Consider the following 17,636-nt stretch of genomic DNA (forward strand, 5'->3'; position numbering starts at 1 on the left):
CTTCAGTAAGCGTCCTGCATTTCGTAAAAGTCGGGCTGCACGTAGTCCTTGCGCAGCGGGAAGCCCTTCCAGTCTTCGGGCATCAGCAAGCGCTTGGGGTGGGGGTGGCCGGCGAATTGGATGCCGTACATGTCGAAGGTTTCCCGTTCCTGCCAGTCGGCGCCACGAAACAGCCCGTAGAGGGTGGGAATGGTGAGCTCGCCGTTGCGCTCCAGGAACACCTTGAGCCGCACCTCTTCAGGGCTTTGATCGGCAGCCACCACGCCGGCGCTGGAGTGATCGGCCAGGGCTGCCAGTTTCACCAGGTGGTAGAAGCACACCAGCCGGCCGCCCGGCCCTTCGTCGTAGCCGCCCTGGCATTGCAAGTAGTCGAAGCCCTGGGTTTTGAGGGCGGTGGCGATCACGGGCAGAAACGCCGCTTCCACCCCGATCATCTCGACGCCCAGGTGGTCGCTGCCGAGGGCCAGCTGCTCAAAACCCTGGCTGGCCAGCCACTGGCCCACGGGGCCCGGTGTTGGGCTGTCAAGCGCTCCGCTGTCGCTGGCGTCGGTCTGGGGGGTGGGGGTGTCTGCAGGCATGGCGGGCGCGCTCAGGCGTTGGCTTGGGCAGGGATGGCGGTTGCCGGGGCGGGCATGGGCAGGGCGCTGGCAGCCGCCAGGGCCTGCTTCTGGGTTTCGGCCGCCAGATACTGACCGTTAACGATGGGGGCCACGGCCTTCATCTGGTGGGAGACGGTGCAGTAACGGTGTATCTGCTGCACGTTGCCACGCTCGGCCAGGGCCTCATTGCCCACCTTCTTGCGCAGCTTGATCACAGCATCGAAGATCGCCTCAGGCCGCGGCGGGCAGCCGGGCAGGTAGAGGTCCACCGGGATCAGCTTGTCCACGCCGCGCACGGCTGTGGTGGAGTCGGCGGAAAACATGCCGCCGGTGATCGTGCAGGCCCCCATGGCGATCACATACTTGGGCTCCGGCATCTGTTCGTAGAGACGCACCAGGGCTGGCCCCATCTTCATCGTCACGGTGCCTGCCACGATCAGCAGGTCGGCTTGGCGCGGGCTGGAGCGCGGCACCAGGCCGAAGCGGTCGAAGTCGAAGCGAGAGCCGAGCAGCGCCGCAAATTCGATGAAGCAGCAAGCGGTGCCGTAGAGCAGCGGCCAGAGGCTGCTGAGCCGAGACCAGTTGTGCAGATCGTCGAGGGTGGTGAGGATCACGTTCTCGGACAGATCCGAGGTGACCGTGGGAGCACCCACCGGATTGCAGCTGGCAGCGCGCAGATCCTTGAGGGCGTCGATGGAGAGGCTTTCGATTGATGGGGTGTTGGTCACGGGATCAGCTCCACTCGAGGGCGCCCTTGCGCCAGGCATAGGCCAGCGCCACCACCAGGATGGCAATAAAGACGAGGGCTTCGATGAAGGCCAGCAGGCCGAGCCGGTGGAACGCCACGGCCCAGGGATACAGGAACACGGTCTCAACGTCGAAGATGACGAAGACCAGGGCAAACATGTAGTAGCGGATGTTGAACTGAATCCAAGCGCCGCCGATCGGCTCCATGCCGGACTCATAGGTGAGCTCCCGCTCGCCCATGCGGCTCTTCGGCGAGAGCAGCTTGTTGGCCACCAACGCCAACACGGGCACCACTGCTGAGATCAGCAGGAAGCCCAGAAAGGCGTCGTAGCCGGAGAGCACAAACACGCGAGCCAGGCCAAGCTGTGGCGCAGTCTGGCATCCGCGCCCGCAGCCCCGTCGATAAACTGCCCCCACCACCTGAGGCCCAGGGATGAGCTCCACGTCCACACCTGAGCTCACGCCTGAGCCCCCACCCGAGCCCGCAACCGAGCCCACACCCGAGGCCCAGAGCGAAACCGGTGGCGCACCGGAGCCAGATCCGGTGGCCAAAGTTGATTCGGCCACCGAGCCGGACGTTGATCCAGCCACCCACCGTTTCGAGTGCCGCAGCTGCGGTTTCGTTTATGACCCGGCTGAAGGGGTGCGCAAGCTCGCGATTGAGCCCGGCACGCCCTTTGTGGAGCTGGATCCGATCGCGTTCCGCTGCCCGGTGTGCCGCAGTCGGGTCGGGGCCTTCAAGGACATTGGCCCGCGCAACAAGCCCAGTGGCTTCGAGGAGAACCTCAATTTCGGCCTGGGCGTCAACCGGCTCACCCCCGGCCAGAAGAATGTGTTGATCTTCGGGGGCTTTGCTTTGGCTTTCGCCTTCTTCCTCTCCCTCTACTCCCTGCGCTGATGACTGGCTCACCCTTGCCCCGTCTGCTCCAGGCCCTGCTGCGGCCCCTGCTCAGCCTGGTGCTGGTGGTGGGCCTTGGCTTCGGTCTCTCCGGCTGTGTCACCACGGGATTGCCCGTGGCCGCGTCCAGCCCTTGGCAGCCGGTGCCCTTGGCCACCAAGGCCAATCCCCTTGATGTGGCCTTCACCGACGACCGCCATGGCTTCCTGGTGGGCAGCAACCGTCTGATTCTGGAAACCAACGACGGCGGTGCCAGTTGGGAGGAGCGGGCCCTGGATCTGCCGGAGGAGGAAAACTTCCGTCTGATCAGCATCGACTTCCGCGGCGACGAGGGTTGGATCGCCGGTCAGCCCGGGCTGCTGCTCCACACCACCGACGGTGGTCAGAACTGGAGCCGCCTCTTTCTTGACACCAAGCTGCCCGGTGAGCCTTACCTGATCACGGCTCTGGGCACCAACCAGGCAGAGCTGGCCACCAATGTTGGTGCCGTTTATGAAACCCGTGATGGCGGCATCAACTGGCAGTCCGAGGTGGAGGATGCCGCCGGTGCCGTGCGGGAGCTGCGCCGCTTCAACGATGGCCGCTACGTGAGCGTCAGCAGCCTGGGCAATTTCTTTTCCACCTGGGATCCCGGCCAGGGCACCTGGCAACCCCACCAGCGCATGAGCAGCCAGCGGCTGCAGTCGATGGGCTTCCAGCCCGATGGCTCGCTGTGGATGCTGGCCCGCGGCGCCCAGATCCGTTTCAATCCCGACGCCAGCAATGTGGAGGACTGGGGCAAGGCCGTGATCCCCATCACCAACGGCTACGGCTACCTCGACATGGCCTGGGCGCCTGATGGCTCGATCTGGACCGGTGGCGGCAGCGGCACCCTGCTGGTGTCCGGCGACGGTGGCAAGAGCTGGCAGAAGGACCCAGTGGGCGCCCAGCAGCCCTCCAACTTCACTCGCATCAGCTTCAGTCCCGATGGCAAGGGCTTCGTGCTGGGCGAGCGGGGCTCCCTGCTGCGCTGGGTGGGCTGAGGCCGATGGCCTGCCGCCTGCTCGGTCGCCAACTTCTGTAACCAAGCGCGCTTCCGCCTCCCATCCACCCAAGCCCGACCCCTAGGATCTCTGGGCTGAACGCTTGTCGCTATGGCTGCCGGCTCAACAGGAGAACGCCCGTTCTTCGAAATCATCACGAGCATTCGTTACTGGGTGATCCATGCGGTCACCCTGCCCTCCATTTTCTTGGCCGGCTTTCTGTTCGTGTCCACGGGCCTGGCTTATGACGCCTTTGGCACGCCCCGCCCCGATGCCTACTTCCAGGCCCAAGAAAGCAAGGCTCCAGTCGTGAGCCAGCGCTATGAGGGCAAGAGCCAGCTTGATCTGCGCCTGCAATAAGCCATGACCCAGACACCCATTTCCACCACGCCGCGCAACTACCCGATCTTCACGGTCCGGTGGTTGTCGGTTCATGCTCTCGGCATCCCCACGGTGTTCTTCCTGGGCGCCTTGGCGGCCATGCAATTCGTTCGCCGCTGAGCCGGTCACTCCCCATCAGCCATGCAACGCTCTCCCAATCCCAACAACCTGCCAGTTGAACTCAACCGCACCAGTTTGTTTCTCGGGCTGCTGTTCGTGTTCACGATCGGCATTCTGTTTTCGAGCTACTTCTTTAACTAAGTCCTCTTCACGTCACCAGGAGAGCCCCCGATGAGCGGCAAGAAATCCAACCTGCCTGACGGCCGGATTCCGGATCGCCTTCCCGACGGTCGTCCAGCTGTGGCCTGGCGCTCCCGCTGGACCGAAGGGGTGTTGCCCCTCTGGCTCGTGGCTACCGCCGGCGGCATGGCTGTGATCTTTGTGGTGGGGCTGTTTTTCTACGGCTCCTACGTGGGCGTCGGTTCCGCCTGAGTCCGGGCAGGTTTGTTTAGGGGTGCCCCCGTTGGCTCGTCTTGTGGCGGCCTTCGGGGGTTTTTGATGGAACGGCTCTGCGGAGCGTGGTACTGCGAAGACGCTGGGGTCACCGGTTTGGCGAAGAAGCGAACCCTGCTCAACAATCGGCTCCTGGCCACGGTCGCGGGGTTCCTTCTCAATGCCTATGGGGAGGTGTTTCGCCTCAGCTCACGGATCCAGATCCAGGCCCATCCCGAGGTGGATCGGCTGGTCAAGGAGCAGGGCATCGCCGTGATTTACGCCCTCTGGCATCGCCATGCCTTTTTTGTGCCGCTGTTGCGCAGCTATGGCGGCAGGTCTATGGCGGTGCTGCTGAGCACCCATCGGGATGCCCAGATCGTTGCGGTGGCGGTGCGGCTGCGGGGCCTCGCGGTGGTGTCCGGCTCATCGACCCGCGGCGGCCTCAAGGCCTACCGCCTGCTGCGGCGCTTGCTGGAGCAGCGCCAGTCGGTCTGCATCACACCGGACGGGCCCAAGGGGCCGCCGGAGTCGGTGAAGAGCGGGGTGATCCACTTGGCCCAGCAATCGGGCTGCGCGATCGTGCCGGTGTCGGTGTTCTGTTCCCGCGCCCATCGGCTGCGCTCCTGGGATCGCTCGGTGTTGCCCCTGCCCTTCGCGCGGGTGGTGCTGCAGTTGGGCGAGCCTCTATTTCCGCCATCGGGCTTGGCGGAGGGGCAGGCCCTGTTGGCGGGGCGGTTGCACGCGACCGCTGCGCTGGTCGGTGAGGGATCGCCATGACTGGTCGCGGCTGGTTGCTGCTTGGCGGTTATCGGCTGCTGGCCCTGGCGCTCACCCCCGTCTGGCTGGCCCTGTTGCTGATGCGGCTGGTGCAGGGCAAGGAGGATCCACGGCGGCTGGTCGAGCGCCTGGGCTGGCCGACGCGGCGGCGGCCTCCGGGGCCCTTGGTGTGGTTTCACTGCGCCAGCGTCGGCGAGCTCAACAGCCTGCTGCCGGTCTTGCGGCAGCTGGGCCCCCTGCCGGTTGTGTTGGTCACCACGGTGACGTGCACCTCGGCGGCCCTCGCGGCCCGGGTGTTGCCCGCCGGGGTGATCCACCAATACGTGCCCATCGACCACTGGCTGGCGATGCTGCTGTTTCGCAGCTATTGGCGCCCCCGGCTTGGCGTGCTGGCGGAGGCGGAGCTCTGGCCTGAGCTCATGCTGGCGATGCCCCATCTCCTGTTGATCAACGCCCGCATGAGCGAGCGCTCCTATCAGCGCCACCGCCGCCATCCCTGGTATGCCGCGTGGTTGCTGGCTGCTGTGGAGATGTGCCTGGCCCAATCGCAGGCTGATGCGGAGCGATTTAGGCGCCTGGGTGTTTGCGATGCCCGTGCCCTGGGATCCACCAAGCTCGATGCCGAACCGCTGCCGGTTAATGCGGTCCATCTGAGCCGATTGCGCCAGGCTTTTGCCGGCCGCCTGGTGTTGCTGCTGGCCAGCAGTCACCCCGGCGAAGAGCAGCAGTGGTTGGAGGCGTGGGCTGGCTGCGACGCTGCGGCCCGGCCCGTGGCGCTGCTGCTGGCACCACGCCATCCCCAGCGGGCCCTCGGGGTGCGAGAGCAGGCTGCCGCCTTGGGGTTCACGGTGGCCCTGTGGAGTGAGCTGTTGGCAGGAGCGACCCCGCTCCACCCGGATGTGGTGGTGGCGGATGTGATCGGGGAGATGGGCGTCTGGATTCGAGCGGCGACTGTGGTGGTGATGGGCGGCAGTTTCCATCCGATGGGCAGGCCCCACGGCGGCCAGAATCCCCTCGAACCCGTCGCCCTGGGGCGCCCGGTGTTGTGTGGCCCTGATATGGCCAATTTTTCCGATCTGATCGAGCCGTTGATCGAGGCCGGTTGCTTGCAGCAGCACCCCGACATGGCAACGACCTTGGCGGCGGCCTTGGCACTGCTTGTGTCGGCGCCGCGGCCTGTTCGCCCCCAGCTGCGGGGGCCGTCCCAGCTGGTGGCGTCGTTGGTACGGGATCGATGCCGCTGACCACTCCCCGTTTCTGGTATCAAAGCCGCCGCGGTTGGCAGGCCTGGTTGCTGTTGCCGCTGGGTTGGCTCTACGGCGCCGCCGTCGGGCTGCACCGCCGCAGCACCCGCTCCTGGCGGTGCGGTGTGCCGGTGCTCTCGATTGGCAATCTCACCCTGGGGGGAACGGGCAAGACGCCGCTCGGGATCGCCCTGGCCCAGGGACTGGCCGCGCGTGGCTGGCGGGTGGCGGTGTTGCTGCGGGGGTACGGAGCCCGGCGCCGCCAGGCGTGTTTGGTCACCGCCGCCAGTCGCTTCGAAGAGGTGGGCGATGAGGCCCTCGAATACGGCCAGAGCCTGGGCGAAGACGTGGTGTGGGTTGGTTCCAACCGCCGTCAGAGCGCCAAGCTGGCCGTGGCCGCCGGCGCCGATTTGATCCTGCTCGACGATGGCCTGCAGCATTGGCCTCTGGCCCGGGATCTTGATGTCTCGGTGTTGGATGCCCGCCACGGCCTTGGCAACCGTTGGGTGTTTCCGGCGGGTCCCCTGCGCGAGCCGCTCCGCCAGTTGGCCCGGGCCGATGTGTTGGTGCTGACCGGATCTGCTGGCCCGCTGGCCTCGCCGGCTGCGTCGCAGCTTGCCCCACCAGGTTGGCCTGCGGGTAAACCCTGGTTTGCGGTGCGCTTCTGCCTGGAGCCGCCGGCCCATCTGTTGGACTCCCGTCTGCTGGCCTTCTGCGGCATCGGGTTGCCGGAGAAATTCTTTGCGGCCCTGCGGGCCTGCGGCCTGCAGGTGGTGGCCACGGAATCCTTCCCAGATCACCACGTCTATGCTGAATCAGATCTGCAGCGCCTGTTGGATTTGGCCCACGCCAATGGCGCCCGCTTGGTCACCACGGTCAAGGATGGGCAACGATTGCCGCCCCGTTTCCGCGATGGCGTGAGCCTTGTGCCTTTGAGGGTTGAGCCGGCCAGCCTCGAGCCGTTGCTGCTTTGGCTCGATCGACGCCTAGTACCCCTCGCCGGGCGGTTGCACCATGGTTGAGGTGGTCCCGAAGCGGGTCTTGCTTGTGGCTGGAGAGGCCTCCGGCGACCTCCACGGAGGTTTTCTGGTTCAGGAGCTCCAGCGCCAGTTGCCTGGTGTGGAGATTGCCGGTGTCGGCGGCGATCACCTGCGCGCCCGAAGCATCGACATCCTGGCGGATGTGCGACTGCTCTCGGCAGCGGGATTGGTGGAGATCATCAGCAGCCTGCGCCGTCACCACCGGGTGATGGAGCTGCTCAAGCACCAGATGGACCATCAGCGCCCGGATGTGGTGGTGTTGATCGATTACCCGGGCTTCAATCTGTTTGTGGCCAAGGAAGCCAAGAAGCGCGGCATCCCAGTGTTTTTTTACATCGCGCCCCAGGTGTGGGCGTGGGGCAAAGGCCGCGCCAAAAAGATGGAGCGGTTGATCGAGCGCCTGGCCGTGATCTTCCCGTTTGAAGAGGCGATCTTCAATGCCCATGGCCGGGATTTCGCCCGCTATGTCGGCCATCCGCTGGTGGATGAGCTGCATGTCAGCGGCACCCGCGAGCAGATTCGCCATCGCCATGGCCTCGCGCCCGATCAGTCCCTGCTGGTGTTGATGCCTGGCAGCCGGCGGGCCGAGGTGCGGCTGCTGCTGCCTGCGATGCTGCAGGCCGCCCAGCAGCTCAAACGCGACGGTTGGCAGGTGGTGCTGCTCAAGGCTTCCACGATCGATCGCTCCTATCTGGAGCAGGTCAGTGGCAACCGGGCACTGCCCGTTCCCTTGATCGAGGCAGATGCCTACAACCTGCTGCATGCCGCCGATGCTGGCGTGATCGCTTCTGGCACAGCGACCCTGGAGGCGGCTTTGCTGGGCTGCCCCCATGTGATTCTCTATCGCTTCTCGCTGCTCACCTATCTGATTGCCAAACTTGTTATTGGCCGGCGCATTCTTGGCTTGCCTAATGTGATCCTCGGCCGCCAGCTCTTCCCGGAGCTGATTCAACGCGATGTCACGGCAGCCAACATTGTCCGGTCGGTGCAGCGCATTCGGGATCATCGGGTGTTGTTTGATCAGGCTGTGAAGGAGCTGCAGGCTGCGATGGGGTCTCCCGGGGCATCTCGCAGAGCGGCTGCGGAGTTGGTGGATTTGATGCGATGAAGACGGGAATCTATGCGCGTTTGGCGGCCTATGGGCGCCGCCATCTGTGGCCAGCCTTTTCTTTGGCCCTGTTCTTTAATTTTCTCTATGGTGCCTCCACGGGCTTTGTGCCCCTGGTGATTCGCTATCTGTTTGATGATATTTTGCCGTCAAGTGATCGCGACCGTCTGTATATGGCGCCGGTTGTGATTGTGCTGGTGATTCTGCTCAGAGCGGTTTCCCAGTATTTGGGCTCCTATCTCACCGAATGCGTTGGTCAGTCGATTACGGCCGATCTGCGTCACGATCTTGCTGAGCGCGTTCTCGATCTGCCCCAGTCTTACGTGGATCGCAATCCTTCAACGGTTTTGGTGTCGCGGGTTCTCACCGATGTGACGCTCGTCAAAACCGGAATTGTGGATGGCTTTTCATCGATGTTCAAGGACGGCCTAACCCTGACCGTGTTGGTTTCCGTTGCCTTTTATCAGGACTGGTTCTTGTCGTTGATTGCATTCATTTTGTTTCCTGTTGCGATTGCTCCGATTCTCAATTCGTCTAAAAAAGTAAGGCGCCACTCCAGTCAAGGGCAGCTCAGTTTGGCGCGTTTGGCCTCCTTTTTGCAGGAGTCGGTGGTTGGGTTGCGCGTTGTCAAAATCTTTGGCATGCAGGCCTACGAGCTGGAGCGCTTTGATGAGGAAAATCAATCAGTGTTGCGGGCTGCTCTCAAGACCACGCGTGCCAAGCTGGCCAATCAGCCCTTGATGGAAATCCTGGGCGCGATGGGGTTCAGCGCGGTGCTGGTATACGGCGGTGAAAATGTGATCGCAGGCACCCGAACGACGGGTAACTTCTTCGCCTTCCTCACTTCTCTCTACTTGTGCTATGCCCCCTTTAAGGGGATTGCCCGTTCCAATTCCACCCTGCAGCAGGGTGTCTCGGCGGCTAAGGATCTGTTTGGCATTTTGGATACCCAGCCTGATCCCCAGGAAGCTGCGCAGCCCTGGGAGCTGGGTGGTGTCTCGAAAGGTCTCAAGGCTGCCCATGTGTGCTTTGGTTATGACGATGAGCGGGTGATTGATGATCTCAATTTAGAGGTTCCCTGCGGGCGCACGGTGGCACTGGTGGGCTCGAGTGGCGGCGGTAAAAGTACAATCATCGATCTGTTCTGCCGATTTTATGATCCCTGTTCGGGGGTGATCAGCATTGATGGAGTTGACCTTCGGGATCTATCGCTTCAGTCGTTGCGCCGCTTGATTTCGGTGGTGGACCAGAACACGTTTCTGTTTAACGATACGGTTGCCAGCAACATTGCCTATGGGTTGGCGACTGCTTCTGCGGGCCAGATTGAGCAGGCTGCTCGGGCGGCCAATGCCCACGATTTTATTTCCCAGCTACCGGATGGTTATGCCACGGTGATCGGTGAAAACGGCACCATGCTGTCGGGTGGTCAGCGCCAGCGGATTGCGATTGCCCGCGCCCTGATCAAAAACGCACCCATTCTGTTCCTTGATGAAGCCACTTCCGCGCTCGATTCGGCTTCGGAGCAGGTGGTGCAGCAGGCCTTGGATCGGCTGATGGCCAATCGCACCACTTTGGTGGTGGCCCACCGTCTATCCACGGTGGTGAATGCCGATTGCATCTGCGTCATTTCTGCCGGACGCGTTGTTGAGTCGGGCAGCCACGCCGAGCTGCTGGCTCGCGGTGGATGCTATGCCGACCTATTTTTAAATCAATTCGCTTGCGCTGAAGCGGGATCTCCTGGATGACCACCACCACCTCCCCGCAGCCGACAGGCCATCAGGCCGCCTACGCCCGTCACGACTGGTCCAGCGCCTTTCGCAACGTGGGAGTTGAACTCACGGATGTGCCTCTGGTTGCAGCGCGGGGCAGCATTCCCGCTGACCTGGCTGGCACCCTCTACCGCAACGGGCCCGGACGCTTGGAGCGAGGTGGCCGCTGGGTGCATCATCCCTTCGATGGCGACGGGATGATTGCAGCATTTCGGTTTGATGCCGGACAGGCCTATCTGACCAATCGTTTTGTTCGCACCGAAGGTTGGTTGGCTGAAGAGGATGCCGGCAAGTTTGTCTACCGGGGGGTGTTCGGCACCCAGAAACCCGGCGGCCCTCTGGCCAATGCTTTTGATCTGCGGCTCAAGAACATCGCCAACACCCATGTGGTGCAGCTCGGCGATCAGCTGCTGGCGCTCTGGGAAGCGGCTGAGCCCCATGCCCTCGATCCCCGCAGCCTGGAGACCCGGGAACTGTCGCGACTGTCCGGGGTGCTCAAGCCCGGTGAGGCGTTCAGCGCCCATCCCCATTTTGATCCCGGGCACCATGGCGAACCCCGCATGGTCACCTTTGGCGTTAAGGCGGGACCCACCAGCACCATCCGGCTGATGGAGTTTGCGACAGAGGATCAGCCCGGTGGCGTGCGGGCTGGTGATCTAGTGGCGGACAGCCGCCACAGCTTTAAAGGCTTCGCCTTCCTCCACGATTTCGCCATCACCCCCAGTTGGGCGGTGTTCCTGCAGAACGCTGTGGCGTTCAACCCCCTGCCGTTCGTGCTCGGTCAGAAGGGTGCGGCCCAATGTCTGGCGTCCAAGCCCGGTGAAGCGGGTCAATTTTGGTTGGTGCCGCGCCAAGGCGGCCACCATGCCGGTGCCAGCCCGGTTCTGGTGCCAGCACCCGAGGGGTTTGTGTTTCACCACCTCAATGCTTTCGAAGATGCGGCGACCGGCGAGGTGGTGGTGGATTCGATCTACTACGACGATTTCCCGTCGATCGGCCCCGAGGTGGATTTTCGTGAGATCGACTTTGGTGCGATTCCAGAAGGACAGCTGCGGCGTTGCCGGATTGATCCCCGCACCGGTGCCGTGCAGAGCGAGTGGCTGGAGCAGCGCTGCTGTGAGTTCGCCATGGTGAACCCCGCACGCCAGGGACTGGAGGCCCGCTTTGCCTGGATGGCGGTGGCCGAGCGGGAGCGGGGCAACGATCCCCTGCAGGCCATTGAGAAGCTTGATCTGCACACCGGCGAGCGGCTGGTCTGGAGTGCGGCCCCCCGCGGGTTCGTTACGGAGCCGGTGATGGTGCCCCGCTCTGCCCCTGCCAAAGAGCACTCCGCCGAAGAGCACTCTGCCGAAGAGCACTCCGCCGAAGACAGTGGTTGGGTGCTGGTGCCGGTGTGGAACGGCGCCCGCTGCGCCACGGATCTGGTCATCCTCAACGCTGCCGATATGAGCGAACAGGCGGTGCTGGAGTTGCCCCTGGCCATTCCCTACGGCCTGCACGGCAGTTGGGCCCCCGGCGGCTGATCAGCGCCCGAGCAGTTGTCGCAGGGCCGGTTCGAGTTTGGCGAAGGCCCGGCCGCGGTGCCCCAGCTTGGCTTTGAGGTTTGACGGCATCTCCGCAAAGGTGAGGCCTGCTTCCGGCACCAGGAACACCGGGTCGTAGCCGAATCCTCCCGTGCCCCGCGGCGCCTTGAGAATTACCCCCGGGCAGCGGCCTTCCACCTCCAGGCGGATGGTGCCGTTCGGGTCGGCCAGGGCCAGGGCGGCCGCGAAATGGGCCTGGCGGCTGGGGTTGCTGCTGCTGGCCTGGGCCTGCTCCAGTTCGCGCAGCAGCCGGGCAATGCGGGCGCTGTCGCTGTCGGCGTAGCGGGCGGAGTGCACGCCGGGGGCGCCGCCCAGGGCGTCGACGCTGAGACCGGAGTCGTCGGCCAGGGCCCACGCGCCGCTCGCTCTGGCAACGGCACTGGCCTTGAGGCGCGCGTTCTCGGCAAAGGTGGCGCCCGTTTCCTCCACCTCCAGCCCATCGGGCTGGGGTTGGATCTCCAGGCCCAGGCCAGCCAGCAAGTGGCCGAATTCACGCACTTTGCCGGCGTTGCCGCTGGCGATCACCAAACGGGTCATGGCTCAGGCCGCCTCCGCCTGCGCCCGAGCCCAGCCCAGCACCTCAGCCACGCGGGCCTCACTGGGGGCTTCGCAGTAGAGGCGCAGCAGCGGCTCGGTGCCGGAAAAGCGCAGCATCAGCCAGTGGCTGGGGCCCAGGCGCAGCTTCACGCCATCGGTGGTGATCACCTCCAGCACGGGGCTGCCGGCGACCGCGCTGGGGGGTGCGGCGGCCAGCTTGGCCTCCAGTCGCCGCCGGGCTTCCATATCGGGCAAGCGCAGGTCGAGCCGGTTGTAGGCGGCGGCACCGCCGCAGCGCTGCTGCAGGGCATCGATCCGCTCGCCCAGGGGCACCCCACCCTCCACAAGCGCTTCGATCAGCAGCAGGGCCGCGAAGGGTGCATCGCGCTCGGGCAGGTGCATGCCGAAGCCCACACCGCCTGATTCCTCGCCGCCCACCAGCACCTCGCTCGCCAGCATTTCGGCGGCGATGTATTTGAAGCCCACGGGCTTCTCCAGCACCCGGCGGCCCAGGCCTTCGGCCACCAGCTGCATCAGGTCGGAGCCGCTCACGGTTTTGACCACAGAGCCCGGCAGCTGGCGGGCCCGGGCCAGGTGGTCGATGAACAGGGGCATCAGCAGCTGGGTGCTGCAGAAGCGGCCGCGCTCATCCACCGCGGCGATGCGGTCGCCGTCGCCGTCGAACACGATCCCCACCGCTGGTCGGCCAGCGGCCGTGCTGGCCTGCACCGCGGCGATCAACTCGCCTAGGTAGGGGGCGAGGGGTTCGGGTGGGTTGCCCCCAAACAACGGATCCCGCTGCGCCCGAATTTCGCGGATGGCACCACTCGCCGTGGCCCGCTCGCCCAGCAGGGCCGGCAGCACCCCGGCCGCCGAGCCGTGCATTGGGTCGACGATCACCGTCAGCCCCAGGCGCTCGAGCCCTTCGGCCAGGGCAGCGGTGTCCACCTTGGCCTGGAGCCCTGCCACGTAAGCGTTCAGGGCCGCAAGCCGCCGCACCTCACCCGGAATCGGCACACTGATGCCGCCGGCGGCCAGCCGGGTTTCGACGCGGTGGGTGAAGTCGCCCTCCACCGAGCCGCCGAAGGGGCCCTTGATCTTCAGACCCAGCCATTCCGGTGGGTTGTGGCTGGCGGTGATCACCAGGGCGCCGAGGGCCTGGCGTTGCACCACTGCCCAACTGGAGGCCGGTGTGGGGGTGGGGGTGTCGCAGAGCAGGGGTTCGAGGCCACAGCCCCGCACGGCGCTGCAGATCGCTTCGGCCAGTTCAGGGGCCAGGAAGCGGCGGTCGTAGCCGATCACCACTTCGCGGCTCTCCAGGCCCTGCGGGGCGGAATGAGCCAGCTCCTGGGCCGAGGCCGCAGCCACCGGCAGCAGGCGCTCCATGGTGATGTCGACCCCGAGGATGCCGCGCCAGCCATCGGTGCCGAAGGCGATCGGACTGGCCGCCAGGGGCAGGGGGGCTGAGGCCATGGGGGCGGAAACGCCGAGCTGGGTCGATTCTGCTGTGCCGCCGGCGCTCCAGCCCTAGCGTTTGCGCTGGTGGATGCTCTCCTTGACGCCCCAGCCCCCAACGTCGCAGCCCCTGACGCCAGCTCCCCTGACCGATCGCCTGCTGCGCAGCTGGTTGCGCTGCCGGCGTCGTGCCTGGCTCGATCGGTTTGGCGAGCCAGGAGAGCGTCAGTGGAATGCCCACCGCGCCCTGGCCCTGAGCGACCAGCTGCGCAGTTTTCAAACCCTGCTCCCCCAGCGCCCCGGCCATGGCGAGGCGGCCTGCGCCGACGGGGCGCCTGGGGTGGTGGGCTTGCGTCTGCGGGGACGCGGCCCCCAGGGACTGCAGGTCGAATCCCATCCAGCCCTGCTGGAGCGCATTGAGGGCCAGAGCCGTTGGGGCGAGTTTGCCTACCGGCCGGTGCTGGCCCGTCAGGGGCGGCGGTTGACCCGCGAAGCCCGGGTGGTGCTGGCCCTGTGGGGGCGCTTGTTGGCCGAGCACCAGCAGGCGCCGGTGCCCCATGGCCTGGTGCTGGCGGGTGAGGGCCGGGCCCTGCAGCGGGAGCGCCTGGCCCTCGGTGGTGGCCTGCAGCACCAGCTCGATGAAAGCCTGCAGCGCTTGGCCGCCGACCTCGACCCGGCCACGCCCCCTCCGCTGGTGAGTGATCGCAAGAAGTGCACCCTGTGCAGCTGGCGGGGTCTCTGCGATCAGGAGGCCGCAGCGATGGGACACCTCAGCGAGGTGAGCGGCATCGGTGGCAAGCGCCGCGAGATGTTGCTGGAGCAGGGGGTGACCAGCCTGGTGGCCCTGGCAGGCCGGGACCCGGAGCAGCTGGCCGAGGCACTCTCTGTGTATGGCGAGCAACACCGCGAGATTGCCGCTGAGCTGGTGGCCCAGGCCCGGGTGCAGGCCTCAGGAATCCCCGAGCCGCTGGGGGAGGGGTCGGCCTTGCCTGAGCTCGCCGGTGCCCCTGGGGTGTTGCTCTACGACATCGAATCCGATCCCGATGCCCGCGATGATTTCCTGCACGGCTTCCTGGTGCTGGAGCGCGATGAGGCCGGCGGTTGGAACGAGGCCGGGGCCCGGTATCAGCCGCTGCTGGCCCTGCAGGAGCACGGCGAGCAGCGGCTGTGGCAGCGGCTGCAGCGGTTGCTCGTGCGCTACCCCGGCTGGCCGGTGCTGCACTACGGCGAAACCGAGGTGATTGGTCTGGTGCGCCTGGCCCAGCGCCAGGGGGCCACTGAGGCCGAGGTGCAGCAGTTGCGCGGGCGGATGCTGGACGTGCACGCCCGACTGCGCCGCCACTGGCGGCTGCCGGTGAGCAGCTATGGCCTCAAGGCGGTGGCCGGTTGGCTGGGCTTTGCCTGGAGCCAGAAGGGCGTTGATGGCGCCCGCTGCCTGCTCTGGTGGCGCCAGTGGCGGCACTGGCACCGGGACGCCGGACGCCGGGGCCAGGCCAGTCGCCACCAGCTGCAGCGGATTTTTCTCTACAACCGCGACGACAGCCTGGCCACCTGGGCGGTGGTGCGCTGGTTGTTGGCCCAGGACTGACGCTGGAGAGCTGACGCGTCAGCCCTGACGGCCGGCCCCGACGGGCGGATCCACGAAGGCCGGTGGTTTCGATAGGTGCAGCGCCGGGGCCTGGGAGCCCTCACCGGCACGGAGCTCGGAATCCTGCAGGGCCTGGCGACGCACCAGGGCCAACCCGATCCACATCCCATCCTCAAGGGCCAGGGCCGAGGTGATCTGGCCCGCCCGGCTGCTGCCGGAAGTGCCGGAAGAGCCGTTGTTGGCCCCCTCCAGCCGGAACAGGGCCGTGCCCTGGGCCGGCGCCGCTGCGGACCCCTCGGGCGCGGGCCCGTGCCAGCGCCGCAGCTGCTGTTTGACCCCGTCGTAGGTGGCGAGCTTGGCCAGGGTTTCCTGGCCCACATAGCAGCCCTTGCTCAGGCTCACCCGATCGGCCAGCCCCGCTTCAAAGGGGTTGGTGTCGTCGTTGATTTCCCCTGGGGCAGCCGGCCAGCCCTGCTGGAGGCGCCAGCGCTCCTGCTCCAGGGCGGTGAGTGGGGTGCGCTCGGCTAGCCACGGGGGCAGCTCGGCCTCCGCCAGCAGCACCACCTGCCGGCCCAGTAGCCAGCCGCTGCCGTTCTCCAGAGCCTGCCACTGGCCAGCTGGGGCCTGGGGCAGGGCCGCGAGGGCGTCACCCAGCGGTGTGATCCAGCGCGCTGGTGTCACGGGGCCCAGCCGCACCTGATCGGCGGGGAACAGCACCCGGTCGAGACTGTGCCAAACGGCTTCGGCATCGCCGCTGCTCAGCAGCAGCCAGGCACCGCAATCATCCACCAGCACTTCGGCCAGGGCCCGCAGGCGGCCGGTGGCGGTGATGCAGCAGGTGGGGATCCAGCTGCCGGGCGTGCTGCTTTCGATGGCGGCACTGGTTTGGCCATGCAGGAAGCGTCGTGTGTCGGCTCCACCGAGCCGAATCAGGTTGGTGGCTTGCTCCCAGCGGCGCGGCCCGGCTGGTTGCCAACTCCAGGGGTCGGGGCTCATGACGCGGCCTGGCTGGCGGCGATGGCCGAAGCGGCAGCGGCCACCTCCTCCAGCAGAAACAGGCTGCGCAGCTCCAGGCCGGCGGCGGCCATGGCTTCCAGGCCCCCTTCCTGGCGATCCACGATCGTGACCACCCGTTCCACCCGAAAGCCCGCCTCCCGGAGCTGGTGCACGGCCTTGAGCGAGGAGCCGCCGGTGGTCACCACATCCTCCAGAACGGTGATGGCGCTCCCGGGTTCCGGCAGCGGACCCTCCAGCCAGGCGCCGGTGCCGTGGCCCTTGGCCTCCTTGCGCACGATCAGGGCATCGAGCCCGCGGCCCCCCAGGGCGGCCCGCATCGCCACGGCGCTCACCAGCGGGTCGGCCCCGAGGGTGAGGCCGGCCACGGCCCGGGCCTCCGGCTCCACCTGCTCCAGCATCAAGGCCCCCAGCAGGGCCAGCCCGGTGCCGCTGAGGCTGACGGGCTTGCAGTTGACGTAGTGGTGACTGGTGCGTCCCGACGCCAGGGTGAAGCTGCCGTGGCGATAGGCCTTGGTGGCGAGTAGAGGCAGCAGCGCCATCCGCATCTCGGCGGGTGAGGCCGCCAGGGACGTTGCAGCTGGGGAAACGGTCGACAAGAGCTGGTGCAGACGCAATTGGTTGTCTAGTTTGCGGCCAACATGACAACAGCCGCTGCTGGCTGGACTGGATCGATGGTGATTGCCACCTCTTCCACTTCCAATTCCCCCCCACGCCGCAACGTCGTCTGGGCTGTGGCGGCCAGTTCGGCAGTCGCTGGTTTGCTGATCGCTCCAGCCTGGGCGGGGCCGGTGGTGTGCACCACAACCCTCGAGGCCCCTGTGGTTGGTGGCCGGCCGAGGGGTGGCGATGCCACGGGGCCGGTGGAGGTGACCCGCTGCGGCGTGGTGCAGACCACGCCCGAGCTGATGGAGAGGCGGTTTTATAGCTACACCGCGCCCTACGCCCGCGGCGTCAGCCTCACCAACCAGATCACCGATTTGTTCGGAATTGCCATGGGGGGTGGCGATGGAACCAAGGTGATGGGCTTCGGCTTCCCCGACCAGACGATCATCTGGGACGGCACCGCCGTGGAGAACACCTATCAGGTGCTGCTGGAGCAGCAGAGCGACCCCATGCCTTGGCGCACAGGAGATGTGTCCAATGGCTATTCCGGCAGCCTCGGATCCGGCGCTGGTGGTTCGGGGGGTGCGGCTGCTCAGGGCACTGGCTGGCAGGACGGGGGCGCGAGCTACGGCAAGCCGGTGCGGGGCCTCTGGTAAGTCTGGGTGAACGGGCTCCGGCCCCTGGGGGGTCTAGCAATCTGGTGAATGCAGCGAACTCATAATTCGCCTTAGCCGGGTTCGATCCCCGGGACCCCCATCCATCACCCATCCCGA

General features: G+C 66.1%; 21 protein-coding genes and 1 tRNA gene. 15 read left to right on the top strand and 7 right to left on the bottom strand.

Going from position 1 to position 17,636, the window contains the following annotated elements:
- Window positions 1–2: 2 nt before the first annotated feature.
- The 3 genes from KBY65_RS04755 to ndhC are packed head-to-tail and all read right to left on the bottom strand — an operon-like array spanning window position 3 to window position 1,694.
- Window positions 3–578 (bottom strand): NAD(P)H-quinone oxidoreductase subunit J, encoded by a 576-nt coding sequence (locus tag KBY65_RS04755; RefSeq protein ID WP_094559104.1) that lies wholly within the window; start codon window positions 576–578, stop codon window positions 3–5.
- An 11-nt stretch (window positions 579–589) separates the two neighbouring features.
- Window positions 590–1,366, bottom strand: coding sequence for an NADH dehydrogenase subunit K (locus tag KBY65_RS04760; RefSeq protein WP_094559105.1), 777 nt, complete (start codon window positions 1,364–1,366; stop codon window positions 590–592).
- Entirely contained in the window at window positions 1,332–1,694 is a 363-nt protein-coding gene (gene ndhC, locus KBY65_RS04765; protein ID WP_094559106.1) for a photosynthetic/respiratory NAD(P)H-quinone oxidoreductase subunit C, read from the bottom strand. Before ndhC ends, KBY65_RS04760 begins: the two co-directional genes overlap by 35 nt.
- Before the next feature lie 85 nt (window positions 1,695–1,779).
- Between ndhC and KBY65_RS04770 the strand changes: the two genes are divergently transcribed.
- The 12 genes from KBY65_RS04770 (at window position 1,780) to KBY65_RS04825 (ending at window position 11,603) form a co-directional block, all read left to right on the top strand.
- Entirely contained in the window at window positions 1,780–2,244 is a 465-nt protein-coding gene (locus tag KBY65_RS04770) for a rubredoxin (protein ID WP_255000701.1), read from the top strand.
- The gene (locus tag KBY65_RS04775; RefSeq protein ID WP_255000702.1) at window positions 2,244–3,266 is read left to right on the top strand and encodes a photosynthesis system II assembly factor Ycf48; all 1,023 of its coding nucleotides are present in this window, start codon (window positions 2,244–2,246) and stop codon (window positions 3,264–3,266) included. Before KBY65_RS04770 ends, KBY65_RS04775 begins: the two co-directional genes overlap by 1 nt.
- Before the next feature lie 111 nt (window positions 3,267–3,377).
- Window positions 3,378–3,626, top strand: a complete 249-nt coding sequence (gene psbE, locus KBY65_RS04780; RefSeq protein ID WP_094559109.1) for a cytochrome b559 subunit alpha — start codon at window positions 3,378–3,380, stop codon at window positions 3,624–3,626.
- Window positions 3,627–3,629: 3 nt separating this feature from the next.
- A complete protein-coding gene (gene psbF, locus KBY65_RS04785; RefSeq protein ID WP_094559110.1) occupies window positions 3,630–3,767 on the top strand; it encodes a cytochrome b559 subunit beta in 138 nt (45 codons plus the stop codon).
- A gap of 21 nt (window positions 3,768–3,788) precedes the next feature.
- Window positions 3,789–3,908, top strand: a complete 120-nt coding sequence (locus tag KBY65_RS04790) for a photosystem II reaction center protein L (RefSeq protein ID WP_094559111.1) — start codon at window positions 3,789–3,791, stop codon at window positions 3,906–3,908.
- Between the two features lie 30 nt (window positions 3,909–3,938).
- Window positions 3,939–4,139 carry a photosystem II reaction center protein J gene (locus KBY65_RS04795; RefSeq protein WP_094559112.1) on the top strand — a complete coding sequence of 67 codons (201 nt, stop codon included), beginning with the start codon at window positions 3,939–3,941 and terminating at the stop codon, window positions 4,137–4,139.
- Between the two features lie 117 nt (window positions 4,140–4,256).
- Window positions 4,257–4,919, top strand: coding sequence for a lysophospholipid acyltransferase family protein (locus tag KBY65_RS04800; RefSeq protein WP_158217014.1), 663 nt, complete (start codon window positions 4,257–4,259; stop codon window positions 4,917–4,919).
- Window positions 4,916–6,163, top strand: coding sequence for a 3-deoxy-D-manno-octulosonic acid transferase (locus tag KBY65_RS04805; protein WP_255000703.1), 1,248 nt, complete (start codon window positions 4,916–4,918; stop codon window positions 6,161–6,163). Before KBY65_RS04800 ends, KBY65_RS04805 begins: the two co-directional genes overlap by 4 nt.
- Window positions 6,154–7,185, top strand: a complete 1,032-nt coding sequence (lpxK, locus tag KBY65_RS04810; protein ID WP_255000704.1) for a tetraacyldisaccharide 4'-kinase — start codon at window positions 6,154–6,156, stop codon at window positions 7,183–7,185. Before KBY65_RS04805 ends, lpxK begins: the two co-directional genes overlap by 10 nt.
- A complete protein-coding gene (gene lpxB, locus KBY65_RS04815; protein ID WP_255000705.1) occupies window positions 7,178–8,311 on the top strand; it encodes a lipid-A-disaccharide synthase in 1,134 nt (377 codons plus the stop codon). The genes lpxK and lpxB overlap by 8 nt, the downstream gene beginning before the upstream one ends.
- On the top strand, window positions 8,308–10,056 hold the full coding sequence (locus KBY65_RS04820) for an ABC transporter ATP-binding protein (protein WP_255000706.1): 1,749 nt from the start codon (window positions 8,308–8,310) through the stop codon (window positions 10,054–10,056). The genes lpxB and KBY65_RS04820 overlap by 4 nt, the downstream gene beginning before the upstream one ends.
- Window positions 10,053–11,603: a carotenoid oxygenase family protein gene (locus KBY65_RS04825; RefSeq protein WP_255000708.1), complete on the top strand. Its 1,551-nt coding sequence runs from the start codon at window positions 10,053–10,055 to the stop codon at window positions 11,601–11,603. Before KBY65_RS04820 ends, KBY65_RS04825 begins: the two co-directional genes overlap by 4 nt.
- Here the strand turns inward: KBY65_RS04825 and rdgB are convergent, their stop codons facing one another.
- Window positions 11,604–12,200, bottom strand: a complete 597-nt coding sequence (gene rdgB / locus KBY65_RS04830; protein ID WP_255000709.1) for an RdgB/HAM1 family non-canonical purine NTP pyrophosphatase — start codon at window positions 12,198–12,200, stop codon at window positions 11,604–11,606. It lies immediately after the preceding gene.
- A gap of 3 nt (window positions 12,201–12,203) precedes the next feature.
- Window positions 12,204–13,673 carry a phosphoglucosamine mutase gene (locus tag KBY65_RS04835; protein WP_094559120.1) on the bottom strand — a complete coding sequence of 490 codons (1,470 nt, stop codon included), beginning with the start codon at window positions 13,671–13,673 and terminating at the stop codon, window positions 12,204–12,206.
- An 82-nt stretch (window positions 13,674–13,755) separates the two neighbouring features.
- Here KBY65_RS04835 and KBY65_RS04840 point away from each other — a divergent pair, with 82 nt between their 5' ends.
- Complete coding sequence (locus KBY65_RS04840) at window positions 13,756–15,243, top strand: TM0106 family RecB-like putative nuclease (protein WP_255000710.1); 1,488 nt, start codon at window positions 13,756–13,758, stop codon at window positions 15,241–15,243.
- Window positions 15,244–15,261: 18 nt separating this feature from the next.
- Here KBY65_RS04840 and KBY65_RS04845 read toward each other — a convergent pair whose 3' ends face one another.
- Both KBY65_RS04845 and pyrE read right to left on the bottom strand, forming a co-directional pair.
- Window positions 15,262–16,239 carry a YgfZ/GcvT domain-containing protein gene (locus KBY65_RS04845; RefSeq protein WP_255000711.1) on the bottom strand — a complete coding sequence of 326 codons (978 nt, stop codon included), beginning with the start codon at window positions 16,237–16,239 and terminating at the stop codon, window positions 15,262–15,264.
- Complete coding sequence (pyrE, locus tag KBY65_RS04850; protein ID WP_255000758.1) at window positions 16,236–16,805, bottom strand: orotate phosphoribosyltransferase; 570 nt, start codon at window positions 16,803–16,805, stop codon at window positions 16,236–16,238. Before pyrE ends, KBY65_RS04845 begins: the two co-directional genes overlap by 4 nt.
- A 126-nt stretch (window positions 16,806–16,931) precedes the next feature.
- Here pyrE and KBY65_RS04855 point away from each other — a divergent pair, with 126 nt between their 5' ends.
- On the top strand, window positions 16,932–17,519 hold the full coding sequence (locus KBY65_RS04855; RefSeq protein WP_255000712.1) for an Occludin/ELL family protein: 588 nt from the start codon (window positions 16,932–16,934) through the stop codon (window positions 17,517–17,519).
- A gap of 27 nt (window positions 17,520–17,546) precedes the next feature.
- A tRNA-Ile gene (locus KBY65_RS04860) sits at window positions 17,547–17,619 on the top strand.
- Window positions 17,620–17,636: the final 17 nt, after the last annotated feature.

This window comes from Cyanobium sp. Alchichica 3B3-8F6, assembly GCF_024346435.1.
Taxonomy (GTDB): Bacteria; Cyanobacteriota; Cyanobacteriia; order PCC-6307; family Cyanobiaceae; genus Cyanobium_A.

Bases quoted from the DNA above. Each gene is read 5' to 3' on its own strand.
- KBY65_RS04755 (WP_094559104.1), bottom strand. From the start codon at position 578: ATGCCTGCAGACACCCCCACCCCCCAGACCGACGCCAGCGACAGCGGA.
- KBY65_RS04760 (WP_094559105.1), bottom strand. From the start codon at position 1,366: ATGCCTGGCGCAAGGGCGCCCTCGAGTGGAGCTGATCCCGTGACCAAC.
- KBY65_RS04770 (WP_255000701.1), top strand. From the start codon at position 1,780: ATGAGCTCCACGTCCACACCTGAGCTCACGCCTGAGCCCCCACCCGAG.
- KBY65_RS04775 (WP_255000702.1), top strand. From the start codon at position 2,244: ATGACTGGCTCACCCTTGCCCCGTCTGCTCCAGGCCCTGCTGCGGCCC.
- psbE (WP_094559109.1), top strand. From the start codon at position 3,378: ATGGCTGCCGGCTCAACAGGAGAACGCCCGTTCTTCGAAATCATCACG.
- psbF (WP_094559110.1), top strand. From the start codon at position 3,630: ATGACCCAGACACCCATTTCCACCACGCCGCGCAACTACCCGATCTTC.
- KBY65_RS04790 (WP_094559111.1), top strand. From the start codon at position 3,789: ATGCAACGCTCTCCCAATCCCAACAACCTGCCAGTTGAACTCAACCGC.
- KBY65_RS04795 (WP_094559112.1), top strand. From the start codon at position 3,939: ATGAGCGGCAAGAAATCCAACCTGCCTGACGGCCGGATTCCGGATCGC.
- KBY65_RS04805 (WP_255000703.1), top strand. From the start codon at position 4,916: ATGACTGGTCGCGGCTGGTTGCTGCTTGGCGGTTATCGGCTGCTGGCC.
- lpxK (WP_255000704.1), top strand. From the start codon at position 6,154: ATGCCGCTGACCACTCCCCGTTTCTGGTATCAAAGCCGCCGCGGTTGG.
- lpxB (WP_255000705.1), top strand. From the start codon at position 7,178: ATGGTTGAGGTGGTCCCGAAGCGGGTCTTGCTTGTGGCTGGAGAGGCC.
- KBY65_RS04820 (WP_255000706.1), top strand. From the start codon at position 8,308: ATGAAGACGGGAATCTATGCGCGTTTGGCGGCCTATGGGCGCCGCCAT.
- KBY65_RS04825 (WP_255000708.1), top strand. From the start codon at position 10,053: ATGACCACCACCACCTCCCCGCAGCCGACAGGCCATCAGGCCGCCTAC.
- rdgB (WP_255000709.1), bottom strand. From the start codon at position 12,200: ATGACCCGTTTGGTGATCGCCAGCGGCAACGCCGGCAAAGTGCGTGAA.
- KBY65_RS04835 (WP_094559120.1), bottom strand. From the start codon at position 13,673: ATGGCCTCAGCCCCCCTGCCCCTGGCGGCCAGTCCGATCGCCTTCGGC.
- KBY65_RS04845 (WP_255000711.1), bottom strand. From the start codon at position 16,239: ATGAGCCCCGACCCCTGGAGTTGGCAACCAGCCGGGCCGCGCCGCTGG.
- pyrE (WP_255000758.1), bottom strand. From the start codon at position 16,805: ATGCGGATGGCGCTGCTGCCTCTACTCGCCACCAAGGCCTATCGCCAC.
- KBY65_RS04855 (WP_255000712.1), top strand. From the start codon at position 16,932: ATGGTGATTGCCACCTCTTCCACTTCCAATTCCCCCCCACGCCGCAAC.